The organism is Orbaceae bacterium lpD02 (assembly GCA_036251875.1).
GTDB classification, from domain to species: Bacteria; Pseudomonadota; Gammaproteobacteria; order Enterobacterales; family Orbaceae; genus Orbus; species Orbus sturtevantii.
This window is the reverse complement of the sequence record CP133960.1, coordinates 1,243,422-1,256,330: the sequence shown is the minus strand read 5'-3', so window position 1 is coordinate 1,256,330 and position 12,909 is coordinate 1,243,422. Positions and strand designations below refer to the sequence as shown.

Sequence of the window (12,909 nt, the reverse complement as noted above, 5' to 3'; positions counted from 1 at the left end):
TAGGTATTTATTTCTAATACAATTTATTCAGTTAATATAGCAAAATAGCGAGCGTGAGGCTCGCTCTTGCTATATTCGATTATTTAATTAGACCAGCAAGGATTTTAATACCTTGTTCAATTCGTTCTTCTGGTACCGTAACAAATGCTAAACGTAAACAGTTTGTTTTGGGATCCGTAGCAAAGAACGTTTCCCCAGGCACAAAAGCAACATTATTATTAACTGCTATGGTAAGTAATTCTGTGCTATTAATATGCTCAGGCAGTTCCACCCAAATAAACATACCACCTTCAGGCTTAGTCCAACGCACCGTATTTGGCATATATTTCGCTAATTGCTCAAGCATAAATTGGCAACGTCTTTTGTACAGCTCTCGAATTTTCGGTATATGCTCGCCTAAATAGCCATCTTTAATCACGTTATATGCAATATGCTGCGTATAACTAGGTGTATGCAGATCGGCAGCTTGTTTTAGCTGCACTAGCTTACTAATAAAATCAGCGGGTCCGACAACATAACCTAGGCGCATTCCTGGTGCTAAAATCTTGGAAAAGGAACCTAAATAAACGGTATTATTTGGTGCATAACTGATTAAGCTAGGTAAACGATGCCCTTGATAATCGAGTTCCCCATAAGGATCATCTTCAATCATCAATAAGTTATTAGCGACGGCTTTGTCAGCTAGCTTTTTACGCCGCTCGGCAGGTAAACGCCTTCCTGTTGGATTTTGAAAGTTAGGGATTGTATATAAGAAACTAGCTGATTTTGCCTCTTCATCACTTAATAGATCGGGATTAAGACCGTGATCATCGCTAGCAATTGATACATATTCCGGTTCGTATTGAGTGAAGGTTTGCAAACCGCCTAAATAAGTAGGTGTTTCAACGAGTACTTTGGTTTGCTTATCTATTAGCGCCTTACCAATTAGATCAAGGGCTTGTTGTGAGCCGGTTACAATAAGAATATTATCAACGTTTAATTGTGTTTTTTCACGCTGATTAATTAAAGTAACAATCCATTCTCTTAGCGGTTTATAACCTTCAGTTGGCCCATATTGTAATGCACTAAATGCTTCATCACTTTCCATGATTCTGTCTACTGCTTGTTTGATTTTTTCAACAGGGAACGTATTTGGCGATGGTAGCCCACCCGCAAATGAAATGACATGAGGAAGTTCTGTTATTTTAAGAATTTCTCTAATTGCTGAACTTTGTAATGCAGCCGCGCGTTTGGAAAATTGCCATATAGATGAAGACATCGTAAATACCTTATAAATACCTTATAATCTTTATTAAGACGATAAATATAATACTTGCAAATTTATTTGTCATTATTAAAAACAAAAATTAAAATAGATAAGCTCAAAATACTGGTTTATTGCAAATTATTATTCATAACGAATTTTAATATTATTCCAATTATTTCATTATGTTATGTTTATTGCAATAGTATTAAAATTCAGTAGGAATACCAATTATTGTTGATTTATTATGCCTAGCATGATGAGAACTATTGTAAGTTTTATAATATACTGTATTGGTTTTACTAAACCTTTACGCTTTTTCATTCTACAGTATCCGTTATCTTGATAATATATTAGGGAGTGATAAGCTTAGTTATTATATTAGCTGTTATTATATACATGATTCGAAAAGTTGCTCGGAACTAACCAGCCAAAAGAGTTAATGGCGCTGCAAAAACTTAATTAATCGTATACGTATAAAATTGTTATAAATATAAGTAGGGAACGTAATGTCAATTGCAACAATTGAAATCAGTATTAGTGGATTATTACATAATGTCGCGTTTTTTAGAAACTTGAGTCCAAATAGTAAAATCATGGCGATAGTAAAAGCCAATGCATATTCCCATGGTAAAGAAAAAATTGCGACTTTGCTCGATAACCATATCGACTATTTTGGTGTTGCGCGATTAGAAGAGGCAATTGAACTTCGAGAAATAGGGATCAAATCGCCGATAGTGGTTTTGGAAGGTTTATTTCAACATGATGATATGCAATTATTAATTGATTACGATTTACAAACAGTTGTGCATTGCTCTGAACAAATTGAGAAGTTAGCTCAATTATCGACGCCAGCGGCTTTAAAAGTTTGGTTCAAATTAGACTCAGGTATGCATAGACTTGGTTTTAGGGCTGATAGTGCGACACAGTTTTTTGCCAAGCTAGTAAATTGTGATTCAGTAAAAAAACCAATAAATATACTTAGTCATTTTAGTTGTGCCGATATTTTGACATCGCATGAAACGCTAAAACAGATTACGGTATTTGATCAATTCATCGATTCGATTACCGACCCGTCATTACTTGGCAAGCAATCTCTAGCTGCATCAGGTGGCATTTTAGCATGGCACGCCTCGCATAGGGATGTGATCAGACCCGGCATTGCCCTTTATGGGGTGTCGCCATTTGATTATAACGAGCTTAATAAAGCAACTGGTTGCCAATTAGGTTTAAAACCCGTGATGAAACTAAAATCTGAAATAATTACAGTTAGAGAGCATAAAAAAGGTGAATCGGTTGGGTATGGACTTATTTGGCAAAGCAGTCGCAATACTAAGCTTGGCGTCGTTGCCATGGGCTATGGTGATGGCTACCCAAGAGATATTTCACCTGGGACTCAAGTTTGGCTAAATGGTCGCTTAGTGCCAATAGTTGGTCGGGTGGCAATGGATATGATACTTATTGATCTTGGTCCTGATAGTAAAGAGCAAGCTGGAACTGAAGTCATATTTTGGGGTAATGATGAGTTGCCTGTTGAGAAAATCGCTGCGCATTCAGGTATGAGCCCTTATGAACTTTTGACGCGTTTAACGAAACGTGCAAAATTGCGCTATGTAGACTAATTACTATGAAAAAAAAGCTTATTGTCTATTTTATTATTGTCAGTGTTGTGCTTTTGAGTATTACTGCCGTTTTTGGTTTCTATTTTTTAGAAAAATTTTCACACACCCAAATCCGTGTTAATGAATCTAATCAATTATTTGAGCTGAAGCGAGGCACTTCAATTACTGGATTTGTTAAGCAAATAGAGCAAGCATCATTAGTTGATGATGCTTACTTGATTCCTTATTTAATGAAAATAAAGCCGTCATTACATGGCATCAAATCAGGCACTTATCAGCTATCATCAGCAATGACGGTTGAGACATTCTTACAATTATTAGTGAGTGGCAAAGAAGTTCAATTTCAAATTAAATTTGTCGAAGGGAAGCCCGCTAAAGATTGGCTCGTAACCCTCGCGTCCACTGCCGATCTTGAATATAAGCTCACTGGATTACCTTTAACGCAAATAGCTCAAATGCTCGGTATTGATGGTTCTCTTGAAGGGTGGCTCTACCCAGATACCTATTCTTATATTAAAAATGATTCAGATCTCGCCATCTTGAAACGTGCTTATCAAAAAATGCAAACTGCCTTGCAAAGCGTTTGGGATAACAGAGACGAAGGGTTGCCTTATAAAACGCCATATGAGCTGCTTATTATGGCTTCTATTATTGAAAAAGAGACGGGCCTTGATAATGAAAGAGCTAAAGTGGCTTCAGTTTTTATTAATCGTTTAAAATATAATATGTTACTACAAACCGATCCAACCGTAATTTATGGTATGGGAGATAACTATAATGGTCGTTTATTTACTAAAAATTTAAGAGATAAAAATAACCCCTTTAACACCTACGTTATTTCAGGTTTACCGCCCACACCAATAGCGATGCCAAGTCTTGCTTCACTCGAAGCGGCAGCTCATCCGGAGCAGACTAATTATCTTTATTTTGTGGCTAATGGTGATGGTGGGCATACGTTTACCACTAATTATGATAATCATAAACAAGCAGTAGATAAATATAGGCAGTTTATACGTAAAAGAGGTACTAACAATGTTGCAAAATAAAATTCGGCAAGCGGTTCAAGGCGATCACCCCATATTACTGGCTTTATGGCAACATAGCGTTAAAGCAACCCACTCTTTTTTAACCGAGCAAGATATCGAAAAGTTATATCAAGGTTTAAAAAATGAGTGGCTTGCTCAGGTTGAGCTTTGGGTTTTGCTTGCCCAAGACGAAATTGTTGGGTTTATTGGACTTAATGATAATAATGTAGAGATGTTATTTATTGATGACAAACATCAAGGCAATGGCTATGGTAAGCAATTACTCAATTTTGTTAAGCAGCGATATCTGCAAATATACCTTGATGTTAATGAGCAAAACCCGCATGCGCTGCGCTTTTATCAAAAGCAAGGATTTGAAATTGTTGGACGTAGTGAGTTAGATGGACAAGGCAATCCCTTTCCATTATTACACTTAGCTTATCAAGCCACTTAACTGTATTCAACGCAGTATTTTATTATGATATTTTTAGAACTATGGTGTGCTTTTGTCTATAACTAGGTTATTTACACTAAAAAAATAACGGCAATTAACATTGCTTGCCAACATTTTCCCCACAGTCAATTGCTTCATTGCAATGGCAGCTTTAAATTTTTACTCTTTTTATAGTTGCTTATTGGCACTTTTGGTGAGGACTTAACATCTTTAGATCGTTTAGTTGCTGTTAATGGACATCTCAACATCGATGCCCATTTTTAACTTGGTTTTAAATATGATAAAATCAATACAATTTTGCCTACAAGCAGACATTGATCATAACAACATTATTTAGGTGTACTTTGAAAAAGCCAGACAACGCGGTAACTAAGCAGCAAAAACTAAAATTTAATAATACGCAAATTTTATGTGAAGTATTTTTATTTTTAGTATTGGCTGGCGCAATTTATTTTTTGTTTTCGCTTATCTCATTTGATCCTGCTGATCCAGGTTGGTCACAAACCGCTTGGCACGAACCTATTCGTAATTGGGGCGGGATCGTTGGAGCGTTCTTATCAGATGTTTTTTTGCAGTTTTTAGGTTTTGTGGCTTATAGCATTCCTATCTTTATTATCATCTTTTGTGTGCAAGGTATGCTTTATTTTTATTACCATGCCGATAAATTGATAAATTATTTCAGTTTATCACTGCGCGTTATTGGATTTTTAGCTTTTATTTTTAGTGCGACTGGTTTTTTTGCACTCAATATTCAAGATGTTGAACAGTTTCAAGCTGGAGGGATCTTAGGAAATATAGTTGCAGATGAGGTTGTACCATTTTTTAATCATATTGGCGCTACAATTATTCTGTTTGCATTTTGTATTGCTTGTATTACTTTATTAACTGGTTTGTCATGGTTTTTTATTGCAGAAATCACAGGTAAGTTAGTGGTTTTCATTGTTGGCTTAATTATTAGCTTATTTCGAAAAATAGCGACATTATTGACTAAAAAGTCAGAACAAGAACAATCAGAATTAGATACGGATCTAGAACCAGAACCCGCACTAGTTAGCTCATTGGATAATGAAAGCGGCGATGAACAAATCACCCCGATAACTATCGATGTAGAGCAAGGTAATAATGATATTCACATTGCTACTGAAGACATAAAACTTATCGATATTGAGGATAATCGCCAATTAGACTCTTTTCCAAGTGTTATTAATAACCAAGTAAATGCGGTTTCAGACTTTGATCATGAGTTAATGGCAGTAAAATATGACGAGTCACATATTATTACGATTGATGAAAATAACCCGCCACCTAAATTAACTCATGATATCGATGACGAACTCGCGCATCAATTTATTATTAATCCTGATTATTACTCGCCGATTTTATTGAAAAATAATAAAAATCAGCAGGGAGAAGGAAAAAGTGAACATGAAGATGAAGATGATCTAATTAAATTGGTTGATATTAATGAGCAAGATGGCATCGCACCGGTTGGTAGTTATACGCCATTAGTTGATACTTCTGAGCCTATCATGAGTGATGAAAATGATGAGCCAATTGTTGCATCAACTATCACTAAGCAAAATATCCACGATAGTTTGATTCATCCTTTATTGCAAAAAGATAATAAACCGCTTAAAAAGCCAACAACACCATTGCCTGCGCTTGATTTATTAACTGCTCCACCTATAAAACAAATTGAAATTGATCACCAAGCATTAAAAGCAACGGCTGAATTAATTGAAAAGAGTTTGTCTGATTTTAGAGTAAATGCTCGAGTCGTCGGCTATTTACCGGGACCGGTGATCACTCGCTTTGAAATTGAGCTTGCTCCTGGAGTTAAAGCTTCCCGTATTTCTACGCTCGATCGTGATTTAGCGCGCTCATTATCCATCTCATCGGTACGGGTTGTGGAAGTCATTCCTGGTAAACCTTACGTTGGACTCGAATTACCTAATCAAAATCGACAAACTGTTTATTTTAGAGAAGTACTGGATAGCCCTCAGTTTAAAAATGCTCAGTCACCTTTAACCATTGTTTTAGGCAAAGATATAGCGGGGCAATCAGTGGTTGCCGATTTGGCTAAAATGCCTCATTTACTCGTTGCTGGTACGACGGGTTCTGGTAAATCTGTGGGCGTCAATGCGATGATTCTTAGCATTTTATATAAATCACAACCTGAAGATGTTCGCTTTATTATGATTGACCCTAAAATGCTCGAGTTATCGGTATACGAAGGGATCCCGCACTTACTTACTGATGTAGTAACGGATATGAAAGATGCGGCGAATGCGCTTAACTGGTGTGTTAACGAGATGGAAAAACGCTATCGTTTAATGTCGAGTTTAGGGGTTCGAAACATTGCTGGCTATAACGAGAAAATAAAAATGGCTGAAGATATGGGGCGACCAATCCCTGATCCGTTATGGCGGCCGGGCGATAGTATGGACATTGATATGCCAATGCTCGAAAAATTGCCTTATATTGTGGTGATGGTTGATGAGTTTGCTGACTTAATTATGGCGGTGGGTAAAAAAGTTGAAGAACTGATTGCTCGTTTAGCGCAAAAAGCCCGGGCCGCAGGGATCCATTTAGTGCTAGCAACTCAAAGACCATCTGTTGATGTTATTACGGGTTTAATCAAAGCGAATATTCCAACACGTATTGCATTTACTGTTTCAAGTAAAATTGATTCGCGAACTATATTAGACCAAATGGGCGCAGAATCACTACTTGGGATGGGCGATATGCTATATTTAGCACCAAATAGCTCGATTCCTATTCGTGTGCACGGAGCCTTTGTTCGTGATGAAGAAGTTCATAGTGTAGTGCAAGATTGGAAAGCGCGTGGTATTCCTGTCCAGTATATCGAAAATATTACCACTAGTTCCGATGATGGTGATAGCGATGGTTTTGATAATACAGATGAAGAACTAGACCCATTATTTGATCAAGTTGTCGCATTCGTGGTTGATAAACGTCGCGCATCAATATCAGGTGTGCAACGTCAATTTCGTATCGGTTATAACCGCGCAGCTAGAATTGTTGAGCAGATGGAATCACAAGGGATTGTAAGTGCGCCAAGTCATAATGGTAATCGTGAGGTTTTAGCTCCACCATCAAGTAACGATTATGCTTGATTTTATGTTAAAAAAATAGGGTTAACTTCAATTAAGTGGTTAACCCTTTAATACTTATAGACCAATAATAAATGACCATTGGACTAATAATGATTGTTATTGAAACTCTGGATCAGGTTTTTTCGTTATGCGATTTCTTAAATCACGGCGAACAATTTCGATCACCCAAACCCACAAAGCTGTACCAAATATTTCAGAAATAATTTCTTCTAAGCGTAGATCCCAAACTGGTGTAGAAATACCTATTATTGGCATTAAAATACCATGGAAAGCGATCGCGACGATTAAACCAAATACCATACCTTGCCATAGCTTAATTTTAGGAAAAATCTCGGCACCGACGCAGTAAACAAGTGCAGATACAATTGAAAACAGGATATGAACTAAATTACCACCATAATAAACCACTTGCTCTGAATAGGTGTATGCCCAATGAGTAACATCGACTCCCAAATTTTTTAATAAAGTGACAGGAGGAGCGCCTTCGGTTAGTAAGCGAGGAGGTAAAATTCCCTCGGTACCGCTTTTAACTAATGCTGAAATGAACCCTGAAATAATGCCAAGCCAAACCGCTAATGAATAGCATCTAGCTGCTGGTTTTGTTTTTTGAAATAAACCTGTACTCATTTTAAATATTCTCCTGACTTTAATTCATAATTGAATATGATAGTCGCGAAAGTTAGACTTAATTGTATTCTCGATACTTTTTGTTTTAAAAGTAACGTTTAAGTATCTCACAAGTAATAATGCTATTCAAGATGGCAATTTAATGTAACCATTTGAAATGAAATAATAAATTAAAGTAACGAATAAATTGTTTAGATTGGGATTTAGCTAAAATGGGCCGTTTTAATGGTAGTTTATTTTAGTAAATAAAATATTTATGACAACCATAATTAATTACTGTTTTTTTAAACAGTAATTAATTATATAATAAGCTGATAATTTATCTGTTTTGATTTATTATAGCTAACATAAATAGTTAATTTTGGTAGGTAACGAGTGAAAAAAATTCTTTTAATACTCTGTTTATTGGCTTCTTGTTCTGTTTGGGCAGATGCTAAAGATGTACTTAAGGAGCGTTTGGGTAAAGTACAAGGTTTTTATGCTCAATTTTCTCAAGAGGTTAAAACTGCCGATGACCAATTAATTCAAGAAGGAAGCGGCGAGCTGTGGGTTAATCGACCTAACTATTTTAATTGGACAATGACAGAGCCAGATGAAACGCTGATATTGTCAGATGGTACGGCATTATGGATTTATACTCCAATGGTTGAACAAGTAACGGTTATGGCGCTAGATCAAGCAGAAGATAATCGATTATTATTGTTAATCACAAGTAGTGATAATGCGATTTGGAATGATTACCAAGTGTCAAGAAAACAAAATACGTTTACGCTGACGCCAACAGATAATTCAACGCAGCATTTTACCATTAGCGTGTTGCCATCAGGTATGATTGCGGATTTTACCATTATTGAGAGTGATGGTCAGCGTAATTTTTATGTACTTTCTCATCAAACTTTAGGGAAAGTAGATATGGGCCATTTTAAATTTACCATTCCAGAACATGTTACGGTGGATGATCAACGTTAGTTGGAAGCGAATATGTCAACATTCTCATTTGATTTTTCTAATCAACAGTTTAAACCATTAGCAGCTAGAATGCGCCCTCGTACTTTAGCTGAGTATATTGGTCAATCGCACCTACTTGGCGTAGGTAAACCGTTGCCAAAAGCGATTGAAGAAGGGCACTTACATTCGATGATTTTATGGGGGCCGCCAGGTACGGGTAAAACCACGTTAGCTGAAATAATAGCCCATCATGGTAATGCCAAAGTTGAACGCCTTTCTGCGGTCACTTCAGGTATTAAAGATATTCGTGAGGCTGTTGAACGAGCTAAAAATAATCAACAAATGGGATTTAGAACGATTTTGTTTGTTGATGAGGTTCATCGTTTCAATAAAAGTCAACAAGATGCCTTTTTACCTTTTGTCGAAGATGGCACGGTTACTTTTATTGGCGCAACGACCGAAAATCCCTCTTTTGAACTGAACTCGGCTTTATTATCTCGAGCGAGAGTCTATTTACTTAAGTCTTTAACCGAGCAAGATATTGAGCAAATTTTACAGCAGGCGATGACAGACAAAGAACGCGGTTATGCCGCTAACGGCATTACATTGCTTGATGAAACTAAAACTCAAATAGCCCAATTTTCTGGTGGTGATGCAAGGCGCGCGCTAAATACCCTTGAATTATTGGTTGATATGGCTGGTGATAGCCCAACATTAACGCCTGAATTATTAAAAGAGGTGGTAGGTGAGCGCAGTGCGCGTTTTGATAATCAAGGCGATCGTTATTATGATTTGATTTCCGCGGTACATAAATCAGTTCGCGGCTCCGCGCCTGATGCGGCACTTTACTGGTATGCTCGAATTATTAGTGCCGGAGGCGATCCACTCTATGTTGCTCGTCGCTTATTAGCGATAGCGTCTGAGGATGTCGGTAATGCCGATCCTAGGGCAATGCAAGTGGCGTTATCGGCATGGGACTGTTTTACTCGCGTTGGCCCTGCTGAGGGTGAACGAGCCATCGCGCAAGCGATTGTTTATTTAGCTTGTGCTCCGAAAAGTAATGCGGTCTATTTGGCGTTTAATCAAGCGATGAAAGATGCACAAAGCTTACCTGATTATGATGTTCCTAATCATTTACGTAATGCACCAACAAAGCTTATGCAAAATTTGGGTTATGGTGATGAATACCGTTATGCGCATAATGAAGCTAATGCGTATGCGGCGGGTGAAAATTACTTTCCTCCAGAGATGGCGGATAGTCAGTATTACCAACCAACTGATCGTGGTGCTGAAAGGCAATACAGAGAAAAACTGGCATGGCTAGCTGATTTAGATTCCAATAGTCCACTAAAGCGGTATAAAAAGCGTTAATTTTATACCGTAACTTACGCTTATAGCGAAATTTTAACGAAAATCAATATTAAATAAAATCATCTATTGACCTTATAGTCACTTTAGGGTTTAAAGTGCTTAGCATCAATAAAAAATATCTGCTACCTAAAGCGGAACTAAGCGCATTAATACCAACGAGGTTACTTATGAGTCAGCGTAAACATAATTCATCTTGCTGTAACGAGCAACAATCGACAGTCCATCATCATAAGACAGCTTCTCATGGCGAGCATCAGCATCAAAAAAAATCTCACCACTGTGGTTGTAATGATGAACATGCGATCTTATTGGCAAATGATAAGCCAATTCCCATAAGCAATGATAGACAAGCGGTTTATCGTATTCGTAATATGGATTGCCCAACCGAAGAGGCATTGATACGCAAAAAATTAGCTAATATGGCCGGAATTATTGCGCTTGAATTTAACTTAATACAGCGTATTTTAACGGTTCATCATCGAAATGCATCTTTGCCAAGTATTGAAGCGGCATTAACTGCTATTGATATGGATCCAGAGCCGATCCTTAATTTTGATACTACCGCTGATTTCACTCCGATAATAAAATGGAAACAACTCGCGTTAGCAGGGATCTTAGCGCTAGCAGCTGAAATTACCCATTTTATATCAGGTCCTAATTGGTTAGTTTTAACGTTAGCGCTGGTGGCAATAGCAATCGGCGGGATTGGCACTTATAAAAAAGGCTGGATAGCGCTTAAAAATCTTAACCTAAACATGAATGCATTGATGTCATTTGCCGTAACCGGCGCATTAATAATAGGGCAATGGCCTGAAGCCGCAATGGTGATGGTGCTATTTACTTTAGCAGAAGCAATTGAAGCTAAATCAATGGATAGAGCTCGTGATGCGATTAAAAATCTATTAAGCTTAACACCAGAGCGAGCGACTGTATTACAAACCGATGGTACATGGCAAGATGTCGATGTTAAAGCGGTATTAATTGATAGTGTGGTGCGCGTAAAACCAGGCGAACGTATTGCTTTAGATGGCAAAATTACATCAGGGCAATCAACGATTAACCAAGCCCCGATTACTGGCGAGAGCTTACCTACTGAAAAAGGTATGGGCGATCAGGTCTTTGCTGGTACAATTAATGAGTCTGGTTCGTTTGAATATAAAGTCACTGCGCTAGCTACACAATCGACATTAGCAAGAATAATCAAAGCGGTTGAATCAGCTCAAGGTAGCAAGGCACAAACACAGCGATTTGTTGATCGTTTTGCTAAAATATATACCCCAATCGTGTTTATTATTGCCTTGTGTATCGGCTTAATTCCACCGTTATTTATGCACGGAATATGGTTTGATTGGATTTATAAAGCCTTGGTGTTATTAGTTATTGCTTGTCCGTGTGCGTTGGTGATTTCAACCCCAGTAACCATTGTAAGTGGCTTAGCGGCTGCAACTCGTTATGGTATTTTAATTAAAGGCGGCATGTATTTAGAGCAAGGCCGTAAACTATCCACTCTCGCTTTAGATAAAACTGGTACCATTACCTATGGTAAACCAAAACAGACTGATTTTATTAAACTGGGTTCATCGAGTGAACAAGATATAAGGCAAATTGCCGCAAGCCTTGCGTCTCGCTCCGATCATCCAGTTTCTAAAGCCATCACTTTAGCCGCTGAAGAAGACAATACTACGCACTTAAATGTAACTAATTTTACCGCAATATTAGGGCAGGGAACTCGTGGCGAAATAGAGGGTATATTATGGTTTATGGGTAACCACCGAATGGTCGAAGAACTCGGTGTTTGTAGCCATGAGTTAGAGCAGCAAATACAAAGCTTAGAGCAACAAGGTAAAACAGTTGTTATGCTAATAGGACCACAAGGTGTGCAAGGTCTATTTGCGGTAGCTGATACCATAAAAGAGACGAGTGTTGCAGCGATTGCCGAGCTCAAAAAATTAGGCATTAAAACCGTTATGTTAACGGGAGATAATATTTATACGGCTAACGTGATAGCAGAGCAAGCTGGCATTGATCAGGTAAAAGGTAATTTATTACCAGCAGATAAATTAGCCGTAGTGAGTGAATTATCGCAATCAGGTATTGTTGGCATGGTCGGGGATGGTATCAATGACGCGCCAGCGCTAGCTAAAGCCGATATTGGGTTTGCGATGGGAGCGGTCGGTACTGATACCGCAATTGAAACTGCAGATGTTGCCTTGATGGATGATGATTTACGGAAAATTCCACAGTTTATTCGCTTATCAAAAGTAACATTTACGATTTTGGTGCAAAATATTACGTTTGCGCTATTGGTTAAAGCGCTATTTTTTGCACTTACATTTATGGGGGAGGCAAATATGTGGATGGCGGTGTTTGCCGATATTGGCACCAGCTTATTAGTGGTTGCTAATGGACTTCGACTGCTAAGAAAGTAGCATAAATTAAGATGGCACTAATAAATTCTACTAGTATGATACTGTATACATCG

8 protein-coding genes and 2 pseudogenes are annotated in these 12,909 nt (G+C 37.8%); 8 read left to right on the top strand and 2 right to left on the bottom strand.

The genetic code is table 11. The features are described 5' to 3' along the window. Positions 1-79: 79 nt before the first annotated feature. Positions 80-1,258, bottom strand: coding sequence for a PLP-dependent aminotransferase family protein (locus RHO12_05495; GenBank protein ID WVD67232.1), 1,179 nt, complete (start codon positions 1,256-1,258; stop codon positions 80-82). Between the two features lie 494 nt (positions 1,259-1,752). On the opposite strand from RHO12_05495, the gene alr reads away from it, so the two are divergent. From alr to RHO12_05470, 5 genes and pseudogenes are all read left to right on the top strand, one after another. Then, on the top strand, positions 1,753-2,865 hold the full coding sequence (alr, locus tag RHO12_05490) for an alanine racemase (GenBank protein ID WVD67231.1): 1,113 nt from the start codon (positions 1,753-1,755) through the stop codon (positions 2,863-2,865). Positions 2,866-2,870: 5 nt separating this feature from the next. Further along, positions 2,871-3,911, top strand: coding sequence for an endolytic transglycosylase MltG (gene mltG / locus RHO12_05485; protein ID WVD67230.1), 1,041 nt, complete (start codon positions 2,871-2,873; stop codon positions 3,909-3,911). Further along, positions 3,898-4,344: a GNAT family N-acetyltransferase gene (locus tag RHO12_05480; protein WVD67229.1), complete on the top strand. Its 447-nt coding sequence runs from the start codon at positions 3,898-3,900 to the stop codon at positions 4,342-4,344. The genes mltG and RHO12_05480 overlap by 14 nt, the downstream gene beginning before the upstream one ends. A gap of 314 nt (positions 4,345-4,658) precedes the next feature. Continuing rightward, a pseudogene (locus tag RHO12_05475) lies at positions 4,659-5,201 on the top strand (DNA translocase FtsK 4TM domain-containing protein). A 732-nt stretch (positions 5,202-5,933) separates the two neighbouring features. Then, positions 5,934-7,481: pseudogene (locus RHO12_05470) on the top strand (DNA translocase FtsK). A 96-nt stretch (positions 7,482-7,577) separates the two neighbouring features. On the opposite strand, the gene RHO12_05465 reads toward RHO12_05470, so the two are convergent. Then, complete coding sequence (locus RHO12_05465; protein WVD67228.1) at positions 7,578-8,108, bottom strand: DUF1440 domain-containing protein; 531 nt, start codon at positions 8,106-8,108, stop codon at positions 7,578-7,580. Between the two features lie 375 nt (positions 8,109-8,483). On the opposite strand from RHO12_05465, the gene lolA reads away from it, so the two are divergent. The 3 genes from lolA to RHO12_05450 all read left to right on the top strand — a co-directional run bounded on the left by lolA (position 8,484) and on the right by RHO12_05450 (position 12,856). Next, positions 8,484-9,077 carry an outer membrane lipoprotein chaperone LolA gene (gene lolA, locus RHO12_05460; protein WVD67227.1) on the top strand — a complete coding sequence of 198 codons (594 nt, stop codon included), beginning with the start codon at positions 8,484-8,486 and terminating at the stop codon, positions 9,075-9,077. 12 nt (positions 9,078-9,089) lie between these two features. Continuing rightward, a complete protein-coding gene (locus tag RHO12_05455) occupies positions 9,090-10,427 on the top strand; it encodes a replication-associated recombination protein A (GenBank protein ID WVD67226.1) in 1,338 nt (445 codons plus the stop codon). A 167-nt stretch (positions 10,428-10,594) separates the two neighbouring features. Then, entirely contained in the window at positions 10,595-12,856 is a 2,262-nt protein-coding gene (locus RHO12_05450; GenBank protein WVD67225.1) for a heavy metal translocating P-type ATPase, read from the top strand. The last annotated feature ends 53 nt before the right edge of the window (positions 12,857-12,909 follow it).